21 protein-coding genes are annotated in these 25,739 nt (G+C 69.5%); 5 read left to right on the forward strand and 16 right to left on the reverse strand.

Annotation, left to right across the window (positions count from 1 at the left end):
- The 3 genes from ACPYOG_RS11330 to ACPYOG_RS11340 all read right to left on the reverse strand — a co-directional run.
- Nucleotides 1–475 (reverse strand): helix-turn-helix transcriptional regulator (locus ACPYOG_RS11330; protein WP_481294331.1); only part of this gene is annotated, 475 nt, incomplete at its 3' end.
- A gap of 124 nt (nucleotides 476–599) precedes the next feature.
- Nucleotides 600–1,166, reverse strand: coding sequence for a GNAT family N-acetyltransferase (locus ACPYOG_RS11335; protein WP_481294332.1), 567 nt, complete (start codon nucleotides 1,164–1,166; stop codon nucleotides 600–602).
- An 82-nt stretch (nucleotides 1,167–1,248) separates the two neighbouring features.
- Entirely contained in the window at nucleotides 1,249–2,616 is a 1,368-nt protein-coding gene (locus ACPYOG_RS11340; protein WP_481294333.1) for a flavin monoamine oxidase family protein, read from the reverse strand.
- Nucleotides 2,617–2,876: 260 nt separating this feature from the next.
- Between ACPYOG_RS11340 and ACPYOG_RS11345 the strand changes: the two genes are divergently transcribed.
- Entirely contained in the window at nucleotides 2,877–3,515 is a 639-nt protein-coding gene (locus ACPYOG_RS11345; RefSeq protein WP_481294334.1) for a peptidoglycan-binding protein, read from the forward strand.
- A gap of 6 nt (nucleotides 3,516–3,521) precedes the next feature.
- Nucleotides 3,522–5,750: a hypothetical protein gene (locus ACPYOG_RS11350; RefSeq protein WP_481294335.1), complete on the forward strand. Its 2,229-nt coding sequence runs from the start codon at nucleotides 3,522–3,524 to the stop codon at nucleotides 5,748–5,750.
- A 53-nt stretch (nucleotides 5,751–5,803) separates the two neighbouring features.
- Here ACPYOG_RS11350 and ACPYOG_RS11355 read toward each other — a convergent pair whose 3' ends face one another.
- From ACPYOG_RS11355 to ACPYOG_RS11365, 3 genes are all read right to left on the reverse strand, one after another.
- Complete coding sequence (locus tag ACPYOG_RS11355; protein ID WP_481294336.1) at nucleotides 5,804–7,465, reverse strand: amidohydrolase; 1,662 nt, start codon at nucleotides 7,463–7,465, stop codon at nucleotides 5,804–5,806.
- The gene (locus ACPYOG_RS11360) at nucleotides 7,462–8,964 is read right to left on the reverse strand and encodes an APC family permease (protein ID WP_481294337.1); all 1,503 of its coding nucleotides are present in this window, start codon (nucleotides 8,962–8,964) and stop codon (nucleotides 7,462–7,464) included. The genes ACPYOG_RS11355 and ACPYOG_RS11360 overlap by 4 nt, the downstream gene beginning before the upstream one ends.
- Before the next feature lie 273 nt (nucleotides 8,965–9,237).
- Nucleotides 9,238–10,236, reverse strand: coding sequence for a LacI family DNA-binding transcriptional regulator (locus ACPYOG_RS11365; RefSeq protein ID WP_481294338.1), 999 nt, complete (start codon nucleotides 10,234–10,236; stop codon nucleotides 9,238–9,240).
- Between the two features lie 217 nt (nucleotides 10,237–10,453).
- Here ACPYOG_RS11365 and ACPYOG_RS11370 point away from each other — a divergent pair, with 217 nt between their 5' ends.
- Complete coding sequence (locus ACPYOG_RS11370) at nucleotides 10,454–11,875, forward strand: ricin-type beta-trefoil lectin domain protein (protein WP_481294339.1); 1,422 nt, start codon at nucleotides 10,454–10,456, stop codon at nucleotides 11,873–11,875.
- 72 nt (nucleotides 11,876–11,947) lie between these two features.
- Here ACPYOG_RS11370 and ACPYOG_RS11375 read toward each other — a convergent pair whose 3' ends face one another.
- On the reverse strand, nucleotides 11,948–12,631 hold the full coding sequence (locus tag ACPYOG_RS11375; RefSeq protein WP_481294340.1) for an SDR family NAD(P)-dependent oxidoreductase: 684 nt from the start codon (nucleotides 12,629–12,631) through the stop codon (nucleotides 11,948–11,950).
- A 103-nt stretch (nucleotides 12,632–12,734) separates the two neighbouring features.
- Between ACPYOG_RS11375 and ACPYOG_RS11380 the strand changes: the two genes are divergently transcribed.
- Nucleotides 12,735–13,586 (forward strand): helix-turn-helix transcriptional regulator, encoded by an 852-nt coding sequence (locus tag ACPYOG_RS11380; RefSeq protein ID WP_481294341.1) that lies wholly within the window; start codon nucleotides 12,735–12,737, stop codon nucleotides 13,584–13,586.
- Between the two features lie 115 nt (nucleotides 13,587–13,701).
- Here ACPYOG_RS11380 and ACPYOG_RS11385 read toward each other — a convergent pair whose 3' ends face one another.
- The 6 genes from ACPYOG_RS11385 to ACPYOG_RS11410 form a co-directional block, all read right to left on the reverse strand.
- Nucleotides 13,702–15,699: a beta-galactosidase gene (locus ACPYOG_RS11385; RefSeq protein WP_481294342.1), complete on the reverse strand. Its 1,998-nt coding sequence runs from the start codon at nucleotides 15,697–15,699 to the stop codon at nucleotides 13,702–13,704.
- Nucleotides 15,696–16,631, reverse strand: coding sequence for a carbohydrate ABC transporter permease (locus ACPYOG_RS11390; protein WP_481294343.1), 936 nt, complete (start codon nucleotides 16,629–16,631; stop codon nucleotides 15,696–15,698). The genes ACPYOG_RS11385 and ACPYOG_RS11390 overlap by 4 nt, the downstream gene beginning before the upstream one ends.
- Nucleotides 16,624–17,577 (reverse strand): carbohydrate ABC transporter permease, encoded by a 954-nt coding sequence (locus tag ACPYOG_RS11395; protein ID WP_481294344.1) that lies wholly within the window; start codon nucleotides 17,575–17,577, stop codon nucleotides 16,624–16,626. The genes ACPYOG_RS11390 and ACPYOG_RS11395 overlap by 8 nt, the downstream gene beginning before the upstream one ends.
- Nucleotides 17,578–17,703: 126 nt before the next feature.
- A complete protein-coding gene (locus tag ACPYOG_RS11400) occupies nucleotides 17,704–19,065 on the reverse strand; it encodes an ABC transporter substrate-binding protein (protein ID WP_481294345.1) in 1,362 nt (453 codons plus the stop codon).
- A 28-nt stretch (nucleotides 19,066–19,093) separates the two neighbouring features.
- Nucleotides 19,094–21,196, reverse strand: coding sequence for a beta-galactosidase (locus tag ACPYOG_RS11405; protein ID WP_481294346.1), 2,103 nt, complete (start codon nucleotides 21,194–21,196; stop codon nucleotides 19,094–19,096).
- A gap of 146 nt (nucleotides 21,197–21,342) precedes the next feature.
- Nucleotides 21,343–22,332, reverse strand: a complete 990-nt coding sequence (locus tag ACPYOG_RS11410; protein ID WP_481294347.1) for a LacI family DNA-binding transcriptional regulator — start codon at nucleotides 22,330–22,332, stop codon at nucleotides 21,343–21,345.
- Nucleotides 22,333–22,593: 261 nt separating this feature from the next.
- Here ACPYOG_RS11410 and ACPYOG_RS11415 point away from each other — a divergent pair, with 261 nt between their 5' ends.
- Nucleotides 22,594–23,712, forward strand: coding sequence for a hypothetical protein (locus tag ACPYOG_RS11415; protein ID WP_481294348.1), 1,119 nt, complete (start codon nucleotides 22,594–22,596; stop codon nucleotides 23,710–23,712).
- Nucleotides 23,713–23,718: 6 nt separating this feature from the next.
- On the opposite strand, the gene ACPYOG_RS11420 is transcribed toward ACPYOG_RS11415, so the two are convergent.
- From ACPYOG_RS11420 to ACPYOG_RS11430, 3 genes are all read right to left on the reverse strand, one after another.
- The gene (locus ACPYOG_RS11420) at nucleotides 23,719–24,429 is read right to left on the reverse strand and encodes an ANTAR domain-containing protein (protein WP_481294349.1); all 711 of its coding nucleotides are present in this window, start codon (nucleotides 24,427–24,429) and stop codon (nucleotides 23,719–23,721) included.
- Nucleotides 24,429–25,136, reverse strand: coding sequence for a GAF and ANTAR domain-containing protein (locus ACPYOG_RS11425; protein ID WP_481294350.1), 708 nt, complete (start codon nucleotides 25,134–25,136; stop codon nucleotides 24,429–24,431). The genes ACPYOG_RS11420 and ACPYOG_RS11425 overlap by 1 nt, the downstream gene beginning before the upstream one ends.
- 140 nt (nucleotides 25,137–25,276) lie before the next feature.
- Nucleotides 25,277–25,630: a hypothetical protein gene (locus tag ACPYOG_RS11430; protein WP_481294351.1), complete on the reverse strand. Its 354-nt coding sequence runs from the start codon at nucleotides 25,628–25,630 to the stop codon at nucleotides 25,277–25,279.
- Nucleotides 25,631–25,739 lie beyond the last annotated feature (109 nt).

The following is a 25,739-nucleotide window of genomic DNA, read 5'->3' on the forward strand; positions in this document are numbered from 1 at the left end:
GGCTTCGGCCATCCACCTGGAGCTTGCGGTAGATCGCGCGGACGTGCGTCTTGACGGTGTTGAGGCTGATGTTGAGGTTTGCGGCGACGACGGCGAGCGGCCGATGCCACTGCAGCTCCGAGAGCACCTCCCGTTCGCGCGGGGTCAGCGTGACCGCGATCCCCGCCGCGGGTGCACGACTCACGATGCGGGAGGCGGACCGCAGCTGCTCGGCGACGCGCTGCGAGCGCTCGGCGCCGAGCCGCCGGGTGAACTCAGCCGTTCCGGGCGAGTCCCGCGCCTCGCTGAGGACGAGCAGCAGGATGCCGTCCACCAGCAGCGACGCGTCGACCTCTGCGGCGTCGCCACCGGAGTCCAAGCGGGCGACACCCTGCTTGAGCAGGCGGAACGACGCCTCATGCAGCGTCCCCTGTTCTCCGATCGTCGTCCGCACGATCAGTGCGACGACGTCCCCTATGGCTTCGGCTCCCGGCACGATGTCCCCCTGTCCCCCACTGGACGCCGGCAGTACGACGGCCGGCCGCTTCCCCTCTCGTCAGTCTGCCGCTTTCCGTTCACCCCCGGGGTGAAAGCGGCCGCATGCAGCCGCTGGCCCTGCCTCAGCCGATCTCACGCCGCATCACCCACCGGTCCGCTCCGCCCGAGTGGGCCTCGGTCGAGCTACGGCGCGTGAACCCGTGCGACTCGAACAGGGCGACGGTTCCGACATAGCCGCTGATCCCATCCACTCGCGCGCCGCCGGTATCGACCGGGTAGCCCTCCACCAGGGTCGCGCCTGCGCTTCGAGCGTGCTCCACGGCGCCGTCGAGGAGTTCGTGCATCAGCCCCCGGCCGCGGAAACCCGCCCGCACGACGAAGCAGACGATCGACCAGGGGTCCTGCTCCTCGTCGAGATGCGGGATGGTGCGCGAGCGCATCAGCCGGCCGTAGCTCGACTTCGGCGCGACCGAGCACCAGCCCGCCACCTGGCGGTCGACGTACACGAGGACTCCCGGGCCCGGCTCCCGGCTGCACTCGCTGCGCATGTACTCGATGCGCTCGGGCATCCCGAGCCGCGCGTCCCGGTACGACATGCAGACGCAGCCCCCGCCGCCCGGCTTGCGCGGGACCATGAACGACGCGAAGTCGTCCCACTGGCCGGTGGCCGGCAGCACCTCGATCGACATGCCGGAAGCGTACCCGGCGGTACGGCCCCTGCCTAGCGGTCGGCGGGCACCCAGCGCACGGCGGCCATCGAGCGGCCGGCACCTAGCGTCCGGCGGGCACGAGCTCGGCGACGATGGCCGCCGCCGTCTCCCGGCCGACGCGGATCGCCCCGTCGACGTGCTGGTAGCCCTTGCCCGCGAGGTCGCTGCTGGAGAAGCGGATGGGGCCGACCGGCGCCCGCAGGTCCTCGCCGTACCGGGCGAGCCCGCCCATGTCGAAGCTGGCGGCGTAGGCGCCGCGGGTCCACTCCTCGCTGCCCCAGTCGCTCTCGAAGTACACCACCGGCTCGAGCGCCTGCGGCCCGTAGTAGTGCGACAGCGACTCGAGGATACGCGCCCTGCGCTCCTCGGGTGTCAGCCGGAACACCGCGTCGGCGGCCTCGTCGGACACGAAGCCGACCAGCGTTCCTCGCGGATCGCCGTCGTAGCTGTTGTCGTACGCCTCGTGGACCACTTCGTACGGGCTGAACGCCGTGCCGCTGTACCCGTCCTCGCGCCAGAAGGGCGTCTCGTAGACGGCGTGCACCTTGATGACGAAGCCCATCGAGAGGTGCTGGTGCAGCTGCTGCTGGCGGCGCGGCAGCGGCGGCTGGTACTGGATGCGGCTGATCAGCGGCGGCGGAACGGCCACAACGGCGAAGCGGGCGCTCACCCGCACCTCGTCGGCGATCGCCGTCACGCCCGTCTCGTCCCACTGCAGCGTCCGCACTGGTGCATTCAGGTGGACGTCGTCGCCCAGGCGCTCGGCGAGCAGCAGGGGCACCTGCTGGAGGCCGCCCTTCACGCGCTTGTCGAGGATGAAGTCCGCATCCACGAGATTCGAGAAGCTGCCGGCGCTGGCCGCCATGAGCAGCGCCTGCAGCGCCGAGAAGGCGTGCGCGGGCTTCGTGAGCATGGCGCCGGCGATGAACATGCCGATGTTGCGCCGCGCCTCCTCGTCGTCGGTCTGCGTCTCCAGCCAGCGGCGGAACGAGATCTCGTCCAGCTCCTTCGCGCGTGGATGCGCCCACGGCCGCTCCGGGTCGATCTCGGCGACCAGCGCATCCATCCGCTCGATCAGGCCGACGATCTCCTTCTCGGTGGACGGCGCCACGGGGAAGATGTCGCCCGCGAACGTGCGCCGCTCGCCGTTCGCGCCGAGGTAGATGTTCACCCCCTCGCGGTAGCGGGAGTACGTCTCCAGCCCCAGGTCGCGGAGCGTGTCGATGAGTGCGTCCTGGTCGGGCGAGACCCACTGGCCGCCGATCTCGAGCGTGGCCCCGCCGACCTCGTCCGTCCACAGCCGGCCCCCGACCCGGTCGCGGGCTTCGAGCACGGCGACGGTCAGACCGGCCTTCTTCAGCTCGGTGGCAGCCGTCAGGCCCGAGGCTCCTGCGCCGATGACGACGACGTCGCGTTCGATGGTGTCCATTGCTATCCGCTCCAGTGCGTGAGAAATCATTGGGGAAGGCCAGACTATCGATATCCACCGTGAAAACGCCAGAGCGCAACTGAATCCACATCACAATTGCGGATTCACCGTCCAAACCGACAGGAGACGCGGCTGTCTATCATGATGGCGCGGCAATGTGAACGGCCTGTTCTGCGCGAACACGCGGCGCGTATCTTCGGCCCGGATGCGCAGAATCGCTGCGCCGGACCAGGGCTTGTCGCCCGGAGACGGAGTCGCACGTGAAGGACGAACAGAACCACGACCGGAAGCCCCTCTCTGCCGATGAACTGGCCGCCGAACGCGCAACGGCGCTCCCCGACAAGGAGGTCGCCTCGATCCTCGACCTCAACGCCGATCTGAATCTGGCCCTGGGCCTCGCCGCCCCGGTCGACCTCGGCGTCGCGGCGAATGCGAACGTGGCAGCGCCCATCGAAGCGTCCGCCGGCGCGAACGTCCTCTCGGCCGGCTCGACGGCCCTCGCCGGGGCGGACCAGTCCGCGGCGATCGGCCAGGGAATCACGGGCGACGCGATCGCTCACTCCGACCAGTCCAGCACGATCGCACCCACCGGCGACACGACCACCCCCGCTCCGGCGCCCGCGCCCACTGCCGACACGACCCCCGGCTCCCTCACCGACGGCAGCCTCCTGAATGTGGACGTCAATGCCGCCGCCAACGCCAACTTCGACGCGCCGATCAACGGCGCGGTCGCGGCGAACGCCAACGTGGCAGCGCCGATCGACGCCAGCGTGGCCGCCAACATCGGCTCGGTCGACAGCCAGGCCGCAGCGGTCTCGCAGCAGGATGCCGTCATCGACCAGAACATCACCGGCACCGCCGACGCCACCGCCGACCAGCAGTCGACGATCCAGCCGTAGCCGACGGTGACCGTCACCCCCGAGCGCCCCTCGGAACACGAGGAGCGCCCAACCGAGGTCGGCGCGATGCGCGGCTCCGGATACCGGGAGCCGCCGGCACTCGTGCGCCGGGCAGACGGCCAGACCCTCCAGCTCACACCGCTGCTCTACGCGATCCTGGACGAGATCGACGGGCGGAGCGCCCCTGCGGAGGTGGCGGACCGGGTGTCGGACCGAACCGGGCGCCTCGTGACCGCGGACGATGCCGCCAGCCTCATCGACTCCTCGCTGCGTCCACTCGGGCTGCTCACCCGTCCGGACGGCTCGCAACCCGAGCTCAAGCGCTCGAACCCGCTCCTGGCACTGCGGCTGCGACGGGAGGTCGTCGACCCGGATGTGACCCGCCGGGTGACGGCTCCGTTCGCGGCGCTCTTCCATCCCCTCGTCGTGGTCCCGGTCCTCTGCGTCTTCGTCGCGGCGTGCTGGTGGCTGCTCGCGGTACAGGGACTGGCCGCCGCGACCTACCATGCCGTCCAGGACCCCGGCGTCCTGCTCCTCATCGTCGCGGTGACGGTCGTGTCGGCGGGGTTCCACGAGTTCGGTCACGCGGCCGCCGCCCGCTACGGCGGCGCAACACCCGGCCGGATGGGATTCGGACTCTACCTGTTCTGGCCGGCGTTCTTCACCGACGTGACCGACTCGTATCGCCTGGGGCGGGCCGGACGCGTGCGCACCGACCTCGGCGGCCTGTACTTCAACACCATCGTCACGGTCGTCGTGGTCGGGATCTGGTGGGTCACCCGCTACGACGCGCTGCTGCTCGTCGTGGTCACCCAACTGCTCCAGATGGTCCATCAGCTGCTGCCGATGGTCCGCTTCGACGGGTACCACGTGCTCGCCGACCTGACCGGCGTCCCCGACCTGTTCCAGCGCATCCGGCCGACGCTTCTCGGCCTGCTCCCGTGGCGGTGGAACCGGCCGGAGTCGCGGGTGCTCAAACCCTGGGCACGGGCAGTGGTGAGCCTCTGGGTGCTTGTCGTCGTCCCGATGCTGCTCTTCTCCTTGCTGATGATGGTGCTGACCCTCCCGCGGGTGGTCGCGACGGCGTGGGTCGCGCTTGCGGAGCGGGGGCACGCGCTCGCCCTCGAGTTCGGGCGGGGTGACGTAGCGGCAGGGGCGGCGCAGCTGGTGGTCATGGTGGCGACAGCACTGCCGATCCTCGGCGGCGTGTACATCCTGTTCCGCCTGGCGCGTTCCGGGCTCGGGCGGATGTGGACCTCCACCCGCGGGCGGCCCGCCCGTCGCGGCCTGGCCGGGGTCCTTGTGCTCGCCCTGGTGGCCGGCCTGGCCTGGGCCTGGTGGCCTGCGCCGCAGACGTACCGGCCCATCCAGGCCTACGAGCGGGGCACCATCTCGGACATCCTCGCGCCGGCGCAGTACCGTCCAGGGCACCTCTCCGCCGGGGCGACCGGCCAGGTCCAGACCATCTGGCCGGGTGGCGCCCGTCCCACGGCCGACCATCCCCAGCTCGCGATGGTGCTACTCCCCCGGACCGGCGGCGCGCCGTCCTGGGTCTTCCCTTTCGACAAGCCGCTGCCGCCGCGACCTGGAGACAACCAGGCGCTCGCGGTGAACACAACGGACGGCTCCGTGCTCTACGACGTCGCGTTCGCCCTCGTCTGGGTCACCGGCGGGGCGGCGGTGCTGAGTACGAACGCCGCGTACGCCTTCGCCGACTGCTCCGGATGCACGACGGTCGCGGTCGGCTTCCAAGTCGTCCTCGTCGTGGGTCAGTCGAACGTCGTGATCCCGCAGAACCTCTCGGTCGCCGCGAACTACGGCTGTCTGAACTGCCTGACCGCCGCCATCGCCGACCAGCTCGTGCTGACCCTGAGCGGCCCGCCGGACGCGGCGACGGTCTCGAGCCTCCAGGCGCTCTGGTCGCAGATCATGGCGTTCTCGCAGCAGCTGAGCGGCCTGCCTCTGGCTGAGGTGCAGGCACGCCTGCTGGAGTTCGAACGCGAGATCAAGTCGATCCTCCAGAAGGACCCCTCGGCGGTACCGGCCCCGGGGAGCAGCCCCGCTCCGGCGGTCTCCCCGGGTGCGACTCCTGCGCCCGCAGGCGGGAGTGGATCGACGGCGACACCGGGCAGCGCTCCGGCACCGGCGCAGACACCGGCGATGACAGAAGCCCCGACCCCAGAGCCGACTTCACCCACGGGCCCGTCGAGCCCGACGGCCGTCCCCACTCCATAGCGCCCTGCCGAGGGTCCCGACCGGTCGGAGGCCGACCGGTCGGGACGGCGGCCTCAGGGCGCGTGCGCGCCCGACACGTCGCGCACCCACGGCACGCCGCCGACCACCGTGAGAAGCACCTCGGAGCCGGCGAACTCGTCCGGGTCGGTGGTCAGCGGGTTTCGCGCCCACACCGTGAGGTCCGCGGGCAGCCCTGGCTCGATCCGGCCGCCCGGCTCGCCGACGCTCCTCCAGTACTCGCTGGTGTAGCCCTCCAGCGCCGCCCGGGCACTCAGTGACTGGTCGGGACGCACCGGCTCGACCTCCTCCTGCCCGGCCGGCCGGCGGAGCCGGGCCGCCGCCACGATTCCGCGGGGGTCGTACGGCGCGATCGGCCAGTCGGATCCCAGGGTGAGGATCGCGCCACGGTCGCGGAGATCGCGCGTGCGCCATGCCCGGTCCGCGCGCTCGTCGCCGAGTCGCTGCGACCAGTTGTCGGTGTGGTCGGCGCGCGTGAACAGGGTGCAGTGGGTCGGCTGCATGCTCGCCGCGGCTCCCGAGGCGATGATCTCGTCGAGGACCTCGTCCGGCAGCGTCTCGATGTGCTCGATGCGGTGCTGCACGTCGTTCGCGGAGAGCGAGGCCAGGGTCTCGGCGACGAAGGCGACCCCCTTGTCACCGATCGCGTGCGTCGTCGTCGGGATGCCGTGCTCGTGGAAGAAGCGGACGGCCTCACGGTACTCGGCGGGGTCGAGCCAGAGGGACTGCGTCGACTCGCCCTTCGTGTCCGGCTCGAAGAGCCACGCCGTCCCGTTGTCGATCGTGCCGTCGATCATCAGCTTGACGCCCCGCACGTACCAGCGGCGGCCGGCGAGCTCCTGGTACCGGAGGTGGCGCTCCAGGTCCTCAGCCGTGAATCCGGGGAACACGGACGGTGAGATGCGCAACCGGATCGGCAGGTCCTGCCGGCGCTCCAGCTCCTCCAGCAGGTCGAAGGAGTCCTCGGCCATCAGATCCAGCATCTGGCCGGCGACGATGCCGGTGGAGGCCATCCCGCCGAGCAGGTCGGCCAGCAGCCGCACGCGATCCTCGAAGGTCAGGCCGGGGATGTGCGGGAGCACCAGTTGCTGCGCCGAGAACTCGTACAGCATCCCGTTCGGGCGGTCGTCGGCGTCGAGCCCGAGCGCGGACGCGTCGGGGAAGACCTCGTCGCCGCGCACCCCCGCCGCTTCGATCGCGGCGGCCGAAGCGAGAGCGGAGTGGCCGTCGAACAGCGTGATGTACAGCTTGCGGCCGCCGTCCACGCCGGCGAGCAGCTCATTGCCGAACTCTCCGCCCTCGAACACCGCGGGGTCGAGTCCCCAGGCGAGGATCCACTCCTCCTCGGCCGGGCGATCGGCGACGTAGGCGGCGATCGCGCTGCGCGCGTCCTCCCGCTCGGTGATACCGGAGAGATCGAGCCCCCGGGTGAGTTGCAGGCCGATGATCGGGTGGATGTGCGCATCCACGAAGCCAGCGCTCACCGTGGATTCGCCGAGGTCGAGCACCTCCGCCGCGGCTGCCGCCCAGCCCGAGGCGATCGCTTCGGACTCGGAGGCGACCCCGACGATGATCCCGTCGCGGATGGCGACGGCCATTCGCCCGGAACGGCCGCCGGCGTCGATCGCGCCTGGGGTGAGCACCGTGCCGGCTATGAGGAGGAGGTCGAAAGGACCGTGCAATGTGGCGCGTGTCATTCTCCGCCTCCGATCCGGGCGTAGGTCCGCGGTCGGGTGCGCTTCCAGACGACCGCGAGCACGGCGCCGATCGCGAAGACCACGGGGATGCACAGCATGATGACCGTGTCCACGGCCGGTCCGGCCGAGGTGAGCAGGTCGACGTTGATGGCCAGCAGGTAGGTGACTGCGGTCATGATGAGGGCCGCCACGACCGCGCTCGGGATGACGTACCACTTGCGTGGCAGCGAGCGGTTGCGCAGGAAGAACACCACGACCGCGACACAGGTGATGACCTGGAGGGCGATGATCCCGAACACGCCGGGGCTATTCACCCAGAGCAGGAGCTGCTGGTAGGGGTCGCCTCCCGTGAGGGCGACGATCCCGACGACCACCAGCGCGAGCACGGTCTGGACCCCTCCGGAGACGACCGGCGAGCCGAAGCGGTTGGTGCGGTGCAGTGCGCGGGGCAGCGCGCCGTCCCGGGCGAGGGAGAAGGTGTAGCGGTTGATCGCGTTGTGGAAGGCGAGCTGGCTCGCGTAGACGCTGGTGATGATCAGGATGTACATGGTCAGCTCGGCCCAGGGACCCAGGTATTTGCCGGCCGAGGCGAAGACGAGACCCGCGGCGTCCTTCGCCGCAGCCTCCTGCACGTGGCTCTCGCCGACCGCGATGATGATCGCCCAGACCACGAAGCCGTAGAAGACGGCCATGAACGCCACCGAGATGTAGGTGGCGCGCGGGATGGTCTTCTCGGGCGTGCGCGCCTCCTCCCGGTAGAGCGCGGTGGACTCGAAGCCCATGAAGGCCGCGAAGCCGAAGCCCGCGACGGCGAACAGACCAGGGTTGAGCAGGGCCTGCGGGCTGAACGTCCCGAACGTGATGCCCTCCGCGCCCCCGCGGGCGAGCACGACCACGGCGAACAGCACGAGGATGAGGGCCTCGGCCGACAGCAGGACGGCGAGCACCTTCGCTCCGACGTCGATGCCGCGGGAGGCGACGCCGAACACGACCAGCACGCCGACCAGGGCGATGACCCACCAGGGGACATCGATCCCGAACTCGGTCTTCAGGAGGTCGTGGCCCTGTGCGCCGAGCAGGCCGTAGAGGCCGATCTGGAGGGCGTTGTACGAGAACAGCGCCACGAACGACGAGGCCAGACCCACCGCCTTGCCGAGCGCCTCGGTGATGTACGTGTAGAAGCCGCCGAGGGCCTTCACATACCGGGTCATCGCCATGAAGGCGATGGCGAAGATGCCGAGCACGATGCCGGCGACCGTGTAGACCAGCGGAGCGGCGATGCCTCCGATGAGGATGGCGAGCGGCGCGATGCCCGCGACGATGGTGAGCGGGGCGGCGGCGGAGACCACGGTGAAGACGATCCCGCCGGTTCCGAGCGCGTTGGTGCGCAGGGCGCCGGTCTGCGGTGCGCCCGCGTTCGTCGGCGCTCCCGTGGCCGGTCCGGAGGCTGGAGCGCCGCCGGGGTCTGGGTGGCTCTGCTGCTCTGTCGTGACATCCATTGTGCTCGGCTCCTTCGTCGACACGTCGGTCAGGTTTCGGATCGCCGTCTCGGGGAAATCACGACGATCGATTTCCGCGAGGCTAATCGATTAGTCAACGCAAAACAAGATGGCTAACCGATTTTTCTTTGCGGATTCCGAAGCGCGAGTATGTGCGATTCGTCACGAATGTGCACTCCCACGCGGTCTAAGCGACGATTCGTCACGAATGTGCACTCCCACGCGGTCAGAACGACGATTCGTCACGAATGTGCACGGGCAGCGCAGGGAGGCTCAGCGCCGGGAGGTGGACTCGCGCACGATCAGGTCGATCGGCACCTCCACCCGGCGGCCCGGCTCGCCGCCGTCGAGCGCGCGGATGAGCTCGTCCATGCAGCGCCGGCCCATCTCGCGGGGGTGGAGGTCCAGCGCCGTGATCGTCGGCTGGGTGACCGACAACGCGTCGGACTCCACGTAGCTCGCGACGAGCACATCCTGTCCGGGCACCAGACCCGCGCCCCGGATCGCCTCCATCGCGACGATCGCGATGCCCTCGGGAGCCGCGATCACCGCGTCCGGATGGTCCGGCCGCGCGAAGAGCGCATCCAGCTCCCGGCGCACGTCGTCCATGGTGGCGTCGAACCATCCCAGCAATTGCCGCCGTTCGACGCCCTTCTCGGCGCACCAGGCGGAATACCCGGCCGCCATTTCGCGGCCCCAGGCCATCACCGGATCGGGGAGCATCACCGCGGGCCGGCGGCTCCCGTTCTCCCAGACGTGGTCGAGCAGGAGGCGCATGCCGGCTTCGTGGTCGCCGAAGACGATGCTCCACGGCTCCGGGTCGTCCGGCGGCGGGTTCTCGCCGCTCACGACCGGCTTCCGACCGGCGAGAAGCCGCTGGACCAGCGGGTCCCCGTCGGCGGGATCGATCATCAGGTACCCGTCCAGCTGCTCGATGATGCCCGGGCCCGAGAAGGCCGGCGGGAGCAGTGTGACCAGCATCCCGGACTCCTGCGCACGCTCGACCGCTCCGAAGGCGACGTCCATGTAATAGCGGAAACTGAGCGTCTGATCGGGCACGCAGAAGCCGACGGCGCCCGACCGGGCGGTGCGCAGTCCGCGAGCGATCAGGTTGACCGAGTAGTCGAGCGCGGCGGCGGCGTCGTGGACGCGCTGGCGGGTGGCCTGCGAGATGCGGCCCTTGCCGGTCAGCGCCTGGGAGGCCGTCGCCCGAGAGACCCCGGCACGGTCGGCGACATCCTGCAGCGTCACCACCCGTGCGTCAGCTCCCACCCCGTCAGTCTAGGTCGAGCCGCGGACGCCGCGTCGGCCGCCCACGAACACCCCTCCCGCACCCCCACTTGACGGGACACGATGCACGGTGGAAGCATCGTGACACCGGGTCGCACCGCCGACAGCCCGACCGGAACCACCCACCATCCAGATCGATGAGGATCACATGCATCGCAAAATGTTGACGTCAACATTGCCGAACGGAATTCGGAGGGGGATGGTCGCGATCACGGTCGCCGGCGCCCTCGCCCTCACCGGGATCGGCGTGGCGCCCGCCCTGGCCGACCAGCCCAACCCCTCCCAAGGCCCCGGAACCTCGGAGTTCAAGGGCGTGAACTGGGCCGACCCGCGCGACAACTATGCGTCGGACGCGGTCGTCCCCACCGGCCTCAGCACCTCGGACAGCTACGACCAGGTGTACGCCGCATCCCAGAAGATCCTGGGCGGCTTCGCGCAGAACCTCGGCGCCAACACGGTCCGCCTTCCGATCAACCCGGCCAGCGTCGGGACCGCCTGGTGGGACTCCTACCGCGGGGCCATCGACGCTGCGGTGGCCGCCGGCGACAAGGTCATCCTGAGCTACTGGGAGGCCGACACCAGCAAGGACGGCTTCATCGACGACGTCCCCGCCTGGAAGACGATGTGGAACACCGTCGTGGCGCAGTACCTGCACACCTCGAACGTCTACTTCGAGCCGATGAACGAGCCGCACGGCTACACGCTCGACCAGTGGGTCGGCGTCACGTCGCAGTGGCTGGCGGACCACCGCGAGGTCCCGCGCAACCGCGTCGTCATCAGCGGCACCGGCTACAACGACAACGTCGTGGGAGTCGGCGACGCGCCCCAGCTGAAGGGCACGCTCCTTTCGCTGCACTTCTACGGCTTCTGGGCCTCGCACACGACCGAGGCCGAGTGGACAGCCGACCTCTCCGCCCGGATCGGCTCCTACGCCGGCCGCACGATCATCGACGAGGCCGGATCGCCCATGACGATCGGGCTCAACTACGGCGCACACAACGGGAACGTCTACACGTCCTTCCTCGCCGCGGTGACCGACTTCGCCCGCCAGAACCGGATGGGCCTCGTCTACTGGCCGGGACTGCGTGCGGGAGACTCGTACTCCATCGAATCCCTCCAGCCGGACGGCACCCTCACCGACAACAGCGCCACCGGCGTCGCCCAGCTGAAGTGGGGCTACGGTTACGGCGACCAGGAGCCGGTCAACGACCTCCCGCCCGCGCCTCCCGGCCAGAGCATCGTCGGGCAGGCATCCGGCCGCTGCGTCGACGTCCCCGGGTTCAGCACGACACCGGGTACCGCCCTCGACCTGTGGGATTGCAACGGCGGCGGCAACCAGTCCTGGAACCTGACCGCGGACAAGCAGCTGACCGTCTACGGCAACCTCTGCATGCAGGCGGGCACCGACGGCGTCACCGCCACCGCGGGTCAGCGAGTCGTCACCGCGTCATGCACGGCGTCCGACACGCAGCACTGGAACGTCGCCGCCGATGGTTCGATCAGACCGGTCGCCGCACCGGACCTCTGCCTGGACGCCAGCGGCGCGGGCACGGGCAACGGCACAGCCGTCGACCTCTGGTACTGCAACGGGCAGCCCAACCAGGCGTGGACGCTGAAGTGACCGTGCCCGAGTAGCACCACACACCGCAACGGGGACTGCCCGCGTCGCACACGCGACGCCGGCAGTCCTCGTTCAGTACTCGATGCGTCCCGCCCGATTATGGAACTCCCCCGTCGGGCCGCCGGGACCGATCGTTGCCAGGCGCACGGTCGCATCCGTCCCTTCCTCGATGGTCTGGTGTCCGCTGTACCCGTTGAACTCCGTGGCCGTGTAGCCCGGGTCGCTCGCATTCACCCGGACGTCCGGCAGGCTCTTCGCGTACTGCACCGTCAGCGCGATGACCGCCGCCTTGGATGCCGCATACGGGATCCCGCGAACCGGATACTCGTCGTGGCCCGGCGTCGACAGCCACCGGGGCCAGCCGACGCCGGACGCGACATTGACGATCACGGGAGCGGCGGATCGCCGGAGCAGCGGAAGCGCCGCCTGCGTCACGCGGACGAGCCCGAGTACGTTCGTATCAAGTGTCCGCTGCATCGCCTCCACGTCGAGGTCGTCGACGCCGCGCAGCGACGTCCCCAGGATGCCCGCGTTGTTGACCAGCACATCCAGGGCGGGCAGGGAGGCGATCGCCGCATCCACACTGCCCTGGTCGGTGACATCGAGGGCGAGCGGGATCGCCCCGAGGTCGCGTGAGGCGTCACCGCTGGCGGGGTCGCGCATCCCGGCGTAGACGGTGTGGCCCGCGCCGAGGAGTCGCCGGGCGGTTTCGAAGCCGAGGCCGCGGTTCGCCCCGGTGATGAGTGTCGTGGTCATGGGAACGAGTCTGCGCGGACCGCGGGCGGAGACCCAGGCAGCGCTCGACGGGGGTACCGGGAGTACCAGGATGCGGGCCGGCGGCGGACGTACGATGTGCGCTATGGGTGAGTTCGCGGCGGTGCTGCGGTCGTGGCGCGACCGGGTGGACCCTGCCGAGGTGGGGCTCCCCGCCGGCCCTGGCCGCCGTGCGCCGGGGCTCCGCCGCGAAGAGCTGGCCGCGCTGTCGGGCGTGAGCGTCGACTACATCGTGCGGCTCGAGCAGGGCCGGGCGGGCAATCCGTCGCCGCAACTGCTCGGGGCACTGGCCCGCGCGCTGCGGCTCTCCCGTGCGGAACGCGACCACCTGTTCCGCGTGGCCGGCGCCCTGCCGGACCCCGATGGCACCATGCCCCGGCACATCACACCCGGCGTCCAGCGCATCCTCGACCGGATCGGGGATGTGCCGCTCGCGGTGTTCACCGCGTCCTGGGACTTCCTCCTCTGGAACCCCCTCTGGGCGGCACTGATCAGGGACCCCGCCGAGGTGACCGGCATCGAGCGCAACCTGGTGTGGCGTCACTTCACACGCGGGCACGACGGCATCGAGTACGACGAGGTCCACGAGGAGGAGTTCGCGAGCGACCTCGTCGCCGACCTCCGCCAAGCCCACGGCCGGTACCCCGGCGATCGCGAACTCGGCCGCCTCATCGCACGGCTGCGCGCCGAATCCCCCGAGTTCGAGCGCCGCTGGGCGACGGCGCGCGTGGCCACGCACCGCGCGAGCCGCAAGACGATGACGCGAACGGTGGCCGGTCCCATCACGATCGACTGCGACGTCCTGACCGTTCCCGACGGCGACCTCCGCATCGTCGTCTACACCGCCGTCCCCGGCAGCGAGGACGCCGCCAAGCTCGACCTCCTCCGCGTCGCCGGCCTCGAGCACTTCCCCGCCCCCACGACCAACGCTCCCTGAACGGGCCCGAGAGTGGCGGGCAGGGTGCAACATTCGTGACGAATGTCGCCTCCCAGCGCGTGGAAGGCAACATTCGTCACGAATGTTGATAGGCCCGGAGCGGGCGCGGGCAGGGTCAGGGGTGGCGGAGGAGGGCGACCCCCTGCGTGGGCAGGCGGAGGGAGGACGCGGTCGTCCCGGTGAGGAGGTCGGTGCCCGGGAGGTCGAGGGTGACCGTCTCGTCGGAGTGGTTGATCGCGACGAGCACGTCTCCGCGGCGCACCAGCTCCACCCCCGGGAACTGCGGGAGGCGGTGGACGCCGGCCGACGTGAGGACACCCTCCAGCAGCACGCCGAGCGAGTCCTCGCCGAGCCGGGTGGCGACGTACCAGGCGTCGCCCGAACCCCGGACGTGACGCGTGATGGCGGGATGCCCGTCCAGCACGCCGCCGTCGAACACGGCCTCGATGTCCGCCGACCCCGCCACGACGTACTCGGCCCAGAGGGATGCGGATCCGTCCCCTCCTACCACATCCCCGCGCACGCGCAGCGCCGGCGGCTCGCCGCCCCCGCTCGCGCCGAGGTCCGCAGCCGCAGGAGGCGCGAACTCCTCGACCCGCACGCCGAGCGTCTCCTGCAGCACGCCGAGGTAGCCGCCCGTCCGCGCGTGCAGGTTCTTGTCGAGGATGCCCGTGAGATAGCCGACGACGAGGGTGCCTCCGTCTGCGGCGAACGCATCCAACGCCTCCAGCTGCTCATCGCTCGCGACGAAGAGCGACGGCACCACGACGACCCGGTACGCGGACAGGTCGCCGGTCGCCTGCGCGAAGTCGACCGTCACGCCGGCCGCGGCGAGCCCCCGGTACCAGGCGAAGACCTCGTGGAGGTACTGGACCTTCGCGGGCGACGCCGGCTGCTCGATCGCCCACCACGAGTCCCAGTCGAAGACGATCGCGACCTCCGCGGGCACGGCCTCGCCGAGCAGCGCATCCCCTCCGGAGAGCGTCCGCAGTTCGGCGCCGAGCTCCTCCACCTCGCGGAAGATCCGGGTGTCCGTCCCACCGTGCGGCACCATGCCGGCGTGGAACTTCTCCGCCCCGGCGACCGCCTGCCGCCACTGGAAGAACAGGATGCCGTCGGCACCCCGCCCGATGCATTGGTACGACCACGCGCGCATCTGGCCGGGCCGCTTGGCGGCGTTCCGCTCGCGCCAGTTCACGGCGCCCGGCGACTGCTCCATCAGCAGCCACGGCTTGCCGCCGCCGAGCGAGCGCATCAGGTCGCGCTCCATCGCGGCGTACACCGGCGACAGCGGGTCGGCCGGATCGGGATAGGCGTCGTCGGACACGATGTCGACCTCCGGCGCCCATGCCCAGTAGTCGGCCGGCTTGAAGAACCCCATGAAGTTCGTCGTGATCGGGACGGAGGACCGCGACCGGATGATCTCCACCTCCGCCCGGAAGCACGCCCGCAGTTCGTCCGAGCTGAACCGGTCGAAGTCGAGCAGCTGCGTCGGGTTCTTGAAGGTCGGCGCCGACCGCGGCGGCAGGATCTCGTCGAACGAGTCGTAGTGCTGCGACCAAAACGCGGTCCCCCACGCGTCGTTCAGCGCCTCGATCGTGCCGTACTTCTCCGCCAGCCACGTGCGGAACGCCTCCGCCGACGCGTCGCAGTAGCAGTGGCTGACGTGGCAGCCGTACTCGTTGTTGACGTGCCACAGCTCGAGAGCGGGGTGCTCCGCGTAGCGGTCCACGATCGCCTCGACCAGGCGGGCGGCGTAGCGCCGGTAGATCGGCGAGCTCGGGCAGTACGCCTGCCGGCTGCCCGGCCACAGCGTCACGCCGTCCTCGGTAACGGGCAGCAGTTCGGGATGCTTCTTCGCCAGCCACGGTGGAGGCGACGCCGTCGCGGTGGCGAGGTCGACCCGCACTCCGCCCGCGTGCAGCAGGTCGATCACCTCATCCAGCCAGGCGAAGTCGAACTCGCCGTCGCGCGGCTCGATGCGCGCCCAGGAGAAGATCCCGACCGAGGCCAGGTTCACTCCCGCGCGGTTCATCAGCCGCACATCCTCGCGCCACACCTCCGCCGGCCACTGCTCCGGGTTGTAGTCTCCGCCGTACCAGAATCCACTCACTCTTTGACACTTCCGCTCGCTAGTCCGGTCGTCCAGTATCGCTGCAAGAACAGGAACGCGATGACCAGGGGGATGATCGACACGAAGGATCCCGTGATGACCACGGAGAACAGCGCCTGGGATCCGCCGCCCGCCGCACTCGTCGCCTGCTGCTGGGCGAGGCCGACGGTGAGCGGGTAGAGGCCGGAACTGTTGAGCATGATCAACGGCAGGAAGTAGTTGTTCCAGGTCCCGACCAGCGCGAACAGGAAGACCGTGACGATGCCCGGTCCGAGGAGGCGCAGCCCGATCTGCCAGAAGATGCGGAACTCGCCCGCCCCATCCACCCGGCCCGCTTCGATCATCGAGTCCGGGATGGCGTCGGCCGCGTACACCCGCATCAGGAAGACGCCGAACGGACTCACCAGCGACGGCACGATGACGGCGGCCGGCGTGTTCGTGATCCCGAGCTGGCTGAACATCAAGTACGTCGGGAGGGCAAGCGCCGTGAGCGGGATCATGATCGCGCCCAGCACCACGCTGAACATCACGACGGCCCCGGGGAAGCGGTACTTCGCGAACGCGTACCCGGCCATCGTGGCCAGCAGCGACGCCCCGACCGCGCTCACCACGGCGTAGATCAGCGTGTTGATCGCCCAATGGATGTAGATGCCGTTCTGGGTCGTGAAGACCGCGCCGATGTTGGTGAACAGGTCGAAGGTGTGCCCGAAGGCGAACCCGAACGTGGTGAACAGGTCGGCGTTGCTCTTGGTGGATGCGATGAAGAGCCAGACGATCGGCAGCACGAAGTAGAGCGCGCAGATCCAGAGCAGCACCGTCAACAGCGCGCTCCGTTGCTTCTCGCGGTTGTAGGACCGGGCTTCGCCGCGTCCGCGCCGGCGGCCGGCCTTCGGCGCCGGGACCAGGACCTGTTCGGTCGCTGTGTCAGTCATTGCGGGGTTCCCTCCGCTGGGTCGAGAGTTGCACGACGTACGACACGATGGCGATCACGAGCCCCAGGAGGAAGGCGATGGCCGCGGCGTAGTTGACGTCCTGGTTGGTGAACGCGAGGTTGTACGCGTAGTAGTTGGGTGTGTACCCGTTGTCGATGACGTTGGGCGCCAGGTTGTGCAGCAGGCTGGGCTCGTTGAAGAGCTGGAACGTGCCGATGATCGAGAAGATCACGGTCAGGATGATCGCGGGCCGGATGCCCGGGATCTTGATGTTCCAGGCGACCCGCCACTGGCTGGCGCCGTCGATCTCGGCCGCCTCGAACAGCTCGGTCGGGATCGACCGGAGAGCCGCGTACATGATGATCATGTTGTAGCCGACGAAGGCCCAGGTGACGATGTTCATCATCGACCCGAGCATGTTCTGCGCGCTCAGGAGGTCGGGGGCCGGGAGGCCGATCCCCCGGAACGTCTGCGCGATCGGGCCGAAGTCGTTGCCGTACAGGTAGCCCCACATCAGCGTGGCGACGACACCGGGAACGGCGAACGGCAGGAAGATCAGCAGCCGCAGAGCTATGGAGCCCCGCACCCGTCCGCTGTCGAGCGCGAGGGCGAAGAAGAGCGAGAGCGCGAGCATGATCGGCACCTGGATGACCAGGAACAGGGCCATGCGCCCGATGCCGCCGAGGAAGTCGGGGTCGGTGAACGCCCGGAGGTAGTTGGCGAAGCCGGCGAAGGTCTGACCGCCCACCAGCTGGGTCGTGAAGAGGCTGAGGTAGCCCGAGTAGATGAGCGGCATCAGCAGCATCACGATGAAGACGATCATGAACGGCGCGACGAACAGGTAGGCGGCACGGTTGAGCCGCCGCTGGGTCGCACTGTGCCGGCGTCGCGGTCTCTCCGTGCGTTCTCGCGTCCGCACGGGGGCGGATGCGACGGATTGGGTCATGGTGAACTCCCTTGTTCGTGCGGGGTGCTTCGCGCGGGATGCTTCGCGCGGGATGCGTCTGCGGTTACGTCGGGCGGAGTGCGCTGCAGCCGGCGGCGGGTGGAGCACCCGCCGCCGGCGCAGCTCTTACTTGTTGACCGAGAAGCCCTGCTGGGTGCCGTAGCTGACGAGCGCCTTCTGCCAGGCGTCGAGCCCGGCCGACAGGTCGCCCTTGGCCGCGAGCGCCTTGCCCATCGTCTCCGTGTAGCTGGAGTAGGCGTAGTCCATGTAGGGCAGCCACTCGAACTTCGTGTCGACGGTGGTCGAGATGCCCGCGAACAGCTCGTTCACCTTCTGGCCACCGTAGAACGGGGCGGCCTGATTCACGAACGCCGGATCCTTCAGGGTGGCGCTCAGGGTCGGGAACAGGAACTGCTTGTTCGCGAACATCAGCGTCGACTGCTGGTCGTTGTTGATGAACTCGGCCAGCTCGTACGCGGCGATCGGGTTCTTCGTGGTCTTGAGGACCGCATCCGACGAACCGCCCCAGTTACCCGAGGCCGGCTTCGCTCCCGGCGTCTGCGGCAGGGCCGCTGCGCGCCAGAGACCCGAGGTCTTCGCCGCCGTGCCCTGCAGGAACACGGGAGCCCACGCCGCCGTCAGCCAGCCCGCGTACTTCCCGTTGGCGAGTCCCTGGTACCAGCTGTCGGTGAAGTCGGGATCGGTGGAGACGTATCCCTTCTGGATGAGGTCCTGCCAGTACGCGACGACCTTCTTGGCCTCGGCGCTGTTGACGTCGACCTTCACACCCTTCGCCCCGTCGTACCCGAACGGCTTCACCCCCGCCTGCCACAGGAGGCCGAGCATCTGGCCGGCCTGGCTGGAGGCCAGGTTCGACATGAAGACGCCGGTCTTGGACTTCACCGCGGCTGCGTCGGTCGAGTACTCGTCCCACGTCGTCGGCGGGGACGTGATGCCGGCCTTGTCGAGGATGTCCTTGCGGTACAGGTTGCCCATCGGGCCGGAGTCCTGCGGGACGGCGTAGATCCCTCCGCTCTGCTTCACCTGGTTCCACACCCACGGCACGTACTGGCTGCTCAGATCGGACGCTCCGTAGGGCGTGAGATCGAGCAGGCTCTTCGTGACGGTGAACGAGGAGATGTACTGGAATTCGACCTGAGCGACGTCCGGGGCGCCCTTGCCTGCCTTCAGCGCGGTGCGGAGCTTCTGGTAGTGCGGCGCGCCCTGTCCGACGTTCTCGACGTCGACCTTGATCGCCGGGTACTTCTTCTCGAACAGCGCGACCTCGTCCTTGATGTTCGGGACCCAGGTCCAGAAGGTGAGGTTCGTCGGCGTCTTCATCGCCTTGTCGATGTCGGACTGCGACACGGACTTCGTGTTGCCCGACGTCCCTCCTCCGCCTCCGCCGGTGCAGCCCGTCAGCGCGATGGCAACAGCCAGGAGGCCGGTGCCCAGCGCCACTGCTGTTCTCGGTGCTTTCTTCCTCATGAGCGTTCTCTTTCTCTTGGTGTTCCGGTCACGCCTGTGAACCGGTGACCTCGAACACGGCCACGCCGCGCGGTTCGAGGGTGAAGCGGGATCCGGCGGCGAACCGCTCGCCGGTCTCGACGTGGATGCTGTCGGCCGGCACCTGGACGGCATGTTCTGTGGCCGACCAGTTGTGCACGAAGGCGATGCTGCGCTCCCCCGCCCGCCCGGTGCTCACCGTGACCGGCGACGCCGCGCTCCAGGACGCGGACGCGGTCTCGGGCACGAGCCACCGCGCGATGCTGCGCGCGAGCGCCGGGTTCGGGACCGTGCCGACGTAGGTCACGCGTCCGGAGCCGAACGGTGCCGTCGTGATGGCCGCCTTCGCGCCCAACTCCGTTGGCGCGTACTCGACCAGCGTCTCGGCGCCCTCGACGTTCAGCACATCCACCCACGACGTCGCCTGCGCCCCCTCCGCCAGCGGGAAGTCCGCGCGCACCGCGGTCACCCCGAGGGGTTCGGACAGGTTGCTGTACTCGTCGTACCAGACCCCGGCGGCGTCGTGCAGCCGGTCCGGGGCGACACCCCGGCGGGCGCGGGCGAGCTCGTCTCCGTAGCCGGTGCGGATGCCGAGCACGAGGTGCCCGCCGGCCTCTGCGTACGCGCGCAGCGCATCCAGAACGGCGTCGTCCGCGACGTATTCGGCGGCAGCGACCAGCACGGGATACCTCGCCGCGAGCTCTTCGGCGGATTGCGCCACGAACTGCCGCGAGTGCTGGACCCGGACCTGAGCGCCGGCCTCGCTGAGGCCCCGGTAGAAGGCGTCGACGATATGGCCGTACGAGCCGGCGTCCGGGTGGCCGTCCTCGCGAGCGAGCGGCGGGTAGAACTCGAACGACCACTTCGTGTCGGTGGAGTGCAGCAGCAGCACGTCCGCATCCGGCTCGAACCCGTCGAGGGAGCCGCCGATCCGCTTGAGGCTCGCTCCCAGCTCGGCCACCTCGCGGTAGATCCGGCCGGGCACCTGGCTGTGCGGAAGGATGCCGCCCCAGTAGGTCTCCGCGCCGAAGTGGAGGGTGTGCCAGTGCCAGTACTCGACCATGCGGGCGCCGCGGCTGACGAGCGCGAAGGCCGCCTGCTTGATCTGGCCGGGGTAGGGCGGCTGGTTCTGCCACGGCCCGCCGATGGACTGCGCGTTCGTCTCGGTGACGAGGAAGCGTTCCTGCGCCGACGAGTACGCCCGGTCGGCCCACTGGAAGAGCGCCCAGGGCCCGGTGTGCCACCACTCCGCCTGACGCGGAAGGTCCACATCGGCCGAGAGGCCGTCCTGCATCAGGTAATAGGGGTTGCCCGCCGTGACGTCGAGGGGGGCGACCAGCTCGTCGTCGGAGATCTGCGGCCGGGAGTACGAGATGCAGGTCGTGACGAACTGGTCCTCCCGGGCGTACTCCCGGACGATCCCGGCCTGCCAGGCGATGAGATCCGTCGCCAGCCCGGCCTGGAACCGTCGCCACTCGAGCTGGTACTGCGGCATCCCGTTGCCGCCCGGGTGCCAGAGCTCCGACCACTCGGAGATGCGGTGCGACCAGTAGACCAGCCCCCACTCCTCGTTGAGGCGCTCGACCGTGCCGTAGCGGGCGCGGAGCCACCCGACGAAGGCCTGGAAGGTGGACTCGTTGTGCGAGAGGTTGTTGCCCGGTTCGTTGTCCACCTGGTAGCCGATGATCGCCGGGTGGCCGGCGTAGCGCTCGACCACCTTCCGGATGATCCGCTCGGCGTACCATCGGTAGGCGGGCACCGACTGGTCCATCTCCTGGCGGACGCCCCAGCCGATCGCGCGCCCGTCCGCATTCACCGAGGCGATCTCCGGGTGGAGGGTCTGCAGCCACGGCGGGATGGCGTACGTCGGCGTGCCGAGGATGACCGCGATCCCCCGGGCGTGCGCTCCGTCGAGGACCGGCTGCAGCCAGTCGAGGTGGAACTCCCCGTTCCGCGGCTCCCAGGTGGACCACACCGACTCGCCGACGCGGATGACGGTGAACCCCGCCTCCGCCATCAGGTCGAGGTCGCGATCGAGCGTCCCGTCGGCCTGGTACTCGGCGTAGTAGGCGGCTCCGAAGAGCACACCGGAGAAGTGGGGGTTCTGCGTCATCGCCGACCTTTCGCATCATCGCGCTGTTGTCGACAACATCGGATTCCGGGCTGGTCTGTCGATGTTGTCGACAACATTAAGCTGTTGGCGATGCTATACGGCCGCTGACCCGTGCACAACCTTCGAGACCGGATGGTTACATTCGGTCAGCGCGGGGCGGGCGCGGTCGAGGCTCGCTGGACAAGTTCGGGGAGCCGGTATCCGGGAACCTCCGCCACATCCTCGCCCTCGATCTTCGCGATCAGGATGTTCATCAGGTAGGCGCCCTCACCCTCGAAATCGAGGCGGATGGTCGACAGCGAGGGCAGGTGGAACCGCGACTCGGGTGCGTCGTCCATCCCGATCACGCTCACGTCGTCCGGCACCCGGATGCCCCGCTCGGCGAGACCGAAGATCAGGCCGATGGCCATGCTGTCGTTGGCCAGCGCGACGGCGGTCACCCCCCCGGGGAGCTCCCGGGCGGCGCGGTAGCCCGCCTCGGCGGACCAGTCGCCCTCCGACTCCCACACCAGGTCGAGTCCGCGCTCCCGCACGACGTCGAGGAATCCGTTCCTGCGCTCGACGGACGCGATCCACACGCCGGGACCGTTCACGAAGGCGACGTGCCGGTGCCCGAGGTCGGCGAGGTGCATCCCGGCCAGCTGCCCCGGATGCGCCCGCGGGTCCGCGCCGGAAGAGGCGAGCCCCTCCCCCGAGTCGATCGAGATGGGGACGTCGATCCCCCGGTTCTCGACGGCGATCCGGACCACGTCCGTCTGCGCGGTCGCGAAGACGCCGGCGATCTGGTGCTCCATCACGACGTCGAGGGCGGCATCCACCGACGCGGCGTCCTCCCCGTCCATGGAGGCGATGTCGAGCACGTACCCCCGGCTCCGCGCGGCCGTGGTCGCGCCGGCGATGATGCGTCCGGGGCCCGAGAGCTCCATCCGGTGCGCGAGGATGCCGATCCGGTTCGACTGCCGCGACCGCAGCCAGCGCGCGGCGCCGTTCGGCCGGTAGTTCAGCTCGTCGATCGCCGCCTGCACCTTGGCGCGGGTCGTGGGCCGGATCCCCTCGAACCCGTTGAGGAACCGGGTCACCGTCTGATGCGAGACTCCCGCATGACGTGCCACATCGTAGATGGTGGCCCGCTTCATGCAACGTAGTGTATCCGCAGCGCGCCGAGGCGCTGCCGCCCGCTTGCGCACCGCGTCACGTCCCGCCCTCCTACGGCCGCACATTCGTGACGAATGTGCACTCCCACGACCTGGAACGCGACATTCGTCACGAATGTGGAGGATGCCCGGCGGGACGTCGAGGGCGAATCGGGGAGGCCCGCGGCGGCGCTTGCGCGCCTACCCTGGGTTCGTCAACGCCGACTCCCGACGCCGACGACTCGCACGGATCGGAGCACCATCATGGGATGGAGAACCAAGAACCTCACCACCGCCACGGCCGGGGCGCCCCTCGCCGTCTACAAGCCGACCGCCTGGCTCTTCGCGCAGTTCACCCGCCACGTCGTCTTCCAGGGATTCACCCCGACCGGCGGCGACGATGGCCAGCTCTACGAGCTCTACTGCAGCGCCAGCGACGACTGGCACGTCAAGAACCTGGTCTCGGAGGCCGGCGGCGCCGAAGCGGCCACGAACGCCAACGGGTACATCTGGGCACACCAGGGCTCGCAGCACGTCGTGTACCAGGGTCGCCAGTTCGACGGGCACGTCCACGAGCTCTGGTACACGGAGGATGACGGCTGGAACGCCAACGACCTCACCGATGCCGCGCACGCACCGCTCACCCTCTCGCAGCCGTACGGGTACGAGACCTACTACGACGGAACCCAGCGGGTGGTCTACCACGCACGAGGCGGTGGACACATCCACGAGCTGAGCAACTCCGGGCACGGCTGGCACGACCTGGATCTGACGGCGGCCACCGGCGCACCGCCCTGCTCACCGGATGCCACGCCGACCGGCTATTCGTTCGAGGACCAGCGCACGGCGCACGTCCTCGTCCGCAGCGATCCCGGTCACCTCCTGGAGTTCTGGGCCGACGCGGCCGGCTGGCACTGGGGCGACCTGACGGCCACGACGGGCGCGCCGCCCGCGACCGACGCGGACACCGTGAACGGCTACGTCTTCCGCGGCGACGGCACCCAGCACGTCGACTACGTCGGCGTCGACGGACACCTGCACGAGCTGTGGTGGCGCACGGACGGCTGGCATCACAACGACCTCACGGCCGCCGCCGGGGCCGCCCTGCCGTATCCGACGTCGAGCCCGGCGGGCTATGCGTTCGAGTCCGGGCTCTTCCAGCCGGTCGCGACGCAGCACGTGGTCTATACGGGCACCGATGACATGGTCCACGAGCTCTGGTGGAGCTCCGGCGCCTGGCACGTCAACGACATCGCCGCCCGGGTCGGCGCCCCGCCGGCCGTCGGCGACCCCGTCGCCTTCGTCGAGGTCGACGAGGGCACCCAGAACGTGTTCTACCTCAGCGACGCGCACCAGATCATCGAACTGCGGTGGACGCCGTAAGCAGGACTAGAGCTCCAGCTCGCGACCGACGATCGCGGCGGCGACGCGTGAGATCCCGAGCTGGTGGCTCCGGGCGTAGTTGCGGATGAGCGTGAAGGCCTCGTCGATCGGGACGCCGCGCATGTACGCGATCACGCCCTTCGCCTGTTCGATCACGATCCGGCTGTTCAGCGCGCGCTGGAGCTGCTCGCGCACCTCGTTGCTGTGCGCGATCGTCCGCTCGTGCAGGATGCCGATGGTGGCGACGTCCGCGAACGCCTGAGCGGCGACCATGTCATCCTCGTCCAGCTGACCGGTCTGCGTCCGGAGCAGGTTGAGCGTTCCGATCGTGTCCTCGCGGAGTCGCAGCGGGATGGCGTCCACCGCCCGGAAGCCCTCCTCGAGCGCCTTCTCGCGGAACAGACTCCATTTCGCCGGCGCCTGGCTGATGTCCGGCAAGGAGATGACCTCGCCGGTGTTGAAGCTGTCGATGCACGGACCCGCGTCGGCGGCGAGTTGCATCAGCTCCACCAGCCGGCTGGCCTCGCTGGTGGAGACGATCAGATCCAGGTCTCCGTTGCCGTCCGCCAACAGGACACCGGACTCGGAGGCGCCGAGCAGCCCGGTGCAGGTGTCGACCAGCGTCTGAAGCAGGTCCACGACGTCGTAGCCGGCGACCAGAGTATCCGCCAGGGCGGCGAACGCCCGCAGCAGCTGCTGCTCACGAGTGTCGGGCATCAGAACCCCTCGTCCGCGTTCTCGGACACGGAGAAGTCGAGCCGGCCCTCCAGGATCTCGCGGGAGACGTCCATCATCGTCTGATCGGTCGAGAATGCGTGCGCCCGGATGACCATGTGGGCGTCCTCCGGGCTGATGCCGAGCTGCGCCAGCACCATCCCCGTCGCCTGGTGGACGATGCGGCGCGAGTACTTGCCCTCGGTCACCTTCCCGTCTTCGGCGAGCGGACCCAGCGCCTGCTGGAGGACGCGGCGGGCGACGATGTCGGTGAGCTGGGCCGCCCGCATGGTCTGCTCGTGATCGAGTGAGACGGCGTCGCGTGCGTACATGTCCACGGCGCCGATCTTCAGCGGGCCGATGAGCATAGGGAAGGCGAACAGCGCACCGACTTCCTGGCCGGAGATCGCCGCGCTGAAGGCGGCCCACACCCTCTGGGGACGCTGCCGGATGTCCGGCTCGAGGATCGGGCGCCGGTAGCGGAGGGCGTCCCAGCACGGACCCTCGCCGAGGTCGAACTGCAGCTCGTCCAGGCGGGCGGCCTGCGCATCGGTCGCCGCGATCGTCTCATTCCCGAGCAGGTCGCCCATGGTGGACACGGCCGTGCCGTTCACGGGCAGGTGCCGCAGGAAGAGCGTGGAGAGATCACCGTCACCCGCCGCACCGGCCGCCGGGCCTGCCGGCTTCTCGCGGTCGATGTCGTCAGCCATGGGAGCATCCCTGCCTCATCGGATTCGCCGCTTCCCGCGGACCAGAGGGCATTCGCGTGCCTGGTTCACCACTCCACCGTACGGCAATGAACCCCATCCTCGCCCCTCCCGCCATGAGCCGGGCTGCGCCCGAGATCCTCTCAGCCCGAGAGCATGTCCAGGTCGAAGTCGGGCAACTCGTCCCCGAGCTCATCCCAGGCGAAGGCCCGGCCGCGGTGGCCGACCCGCTTCGTCCGCTCGGTCAACTCGGTGACCGTGCTCGGCTCAGTGAGCTCCTCGTCGTCATCGGCCAGAGTCGTCGTGAGCGTGGACGTGCCCGCGTGCCAGCCGACCGTGAACCCGGCCCGTGCCGTCCTTCCGCCGGCCACGGCGACGGGGATGTCGACCAAGTCGACCTGATGATGACGAGCCAGTGCGAGACCGTAGCGCAGAACGGCCTCTGCAATATCCGTGCCGGTGACGAATGTGCGCGCTCCGGCCGAAATCTCCTTCATAACCCCTCGATCCGACTGGTGCATACCGGGGTCTGGGGCTGCAACCTTCAGCGCCAATCTACAACGCTGTCAGGGCATGTCAAGCAGAGCGTCCGGGGTCTCCGACACC

It is taken from the genome of Leifsonia sp. HAY1-4F, from assembly GCF_056755275.1.

Bases quoted from the DNA above. Each gene is read 5' to 3' on its own strand.
- ACPYOG_RS11335 (WP_481294332.1), bottom strand. From the start codon at position 1,166: ATGTCGATCGAGGTGCTGCCGGCCACCGGCCAGTGGGACGACTTCGCG.
- ACPYOG_RS11340 (WP_481294333.1), bottom strand. From the start codon at position 2,616: ATGGACACCATCGAACGCGACGTCGTCGTCATCGGCGCAGGAGCCTCG.
- ACPYOG_RS11355 (WP_481294336.1), bottom strand. From the start codon at position 7,465: ATGACACGCGCCACATTGCACGGTCCTTTCGACCTCCTCCTCATAGCC.
- ACPYOG_RS11360 (WP_481294337.1), bottom strand. From the start codon at position 8,964: ATGGATGTCACGACAGAGCAGCAGAGCCACCCAGACCCCGGCGGCGCT.
- ACPYOG_RS11370 (WP_481294339.1), top strand. From the start codon at position 10,454: ATGGTCGCGATCACGGTCGCCGGCGCCCTCGCCCTCACCGGGATCGGC.
- ACPYOG_RS11375 (WP_481294340.1), bottom strand. From the start codon at position 12,631: ATGACCACGACACTCATCACCGGGGCGAACCGCGGCCTCGGCTTCGAA.
- ACPYOG_RS11380 (WP_481294341.1), top strand. From the start codon at position 12,735: ATGGGTGAGTTCGCGGCGGTGCTGCGGTCGTGGCGCGACCGGGTGGAC.
- ACPYOG_RS11390 (WP_481294343.1), bottom strand. From the start codon at position 16,631: ATGACTGACACAGCGACCGAACAGGTCCTGGTCCCGGCGCCGAAGGCC.
- ACPYOG_RS11395 (WP_481294344.1), bottom strand. From the start codon at position 17,577: ATGACCCAATCCGTCGCATCCGCCCCCGTGCGGACGCGAGAACGCACG.
- ACPYOG_RS11400 (WP_481294345.1), bottom strand. From the start codon at position 19,065: ATGAGGAAGAAAGCACCGAGAACAGCAGTGGCGCTGGGCACCGGCCTC.
- ACPYOG_RS11405 (WP_481294346.1), bottom strand. From the start codon at position 21,196: ATGACGCAGAACCCCCACTTCTCCGGTGTGCTCTTCGGAGCCGCCTAC.
- ACPYOG_RS11410 (WP_481294347.1), bottom strand. From the start codon at position 22,332: ATGAAGCGGGCCACCATCTACGATGTGGCACGTCATGCGGGAGTCTCG.
- ACPYOG_RS11415 (WP_481294348.1), top strand. From the start codon at position 22,594: ATGGGATGGAGAACCAAGAACCTCACCACCGCCACGGCCGGGGCGCCC.
- ACPYOG_RS11420 (WP_481294349.1), bottom strand. From the start codon at position 24,429: ATGCCCGACACTCGTGAGCAGCAGCTGCTGCGGGCGTTCGCCGCCCTG.
- ACPYOG_RS11425 (WP_481294350.1), bottom strand. From the start codon at position 25,136: ATGGCTGACGACATCGACCGCGAGAAGCCGGCAGGCCCGGCGGCCGGT.
- ACPYOG_RS11430 (WP_481294351.1), bottom strand. From the start codon at position 25,630: ATGAAGGAGATTTCGGCCGGAGCGCGCACATTCGTCACCGGCACGGAT.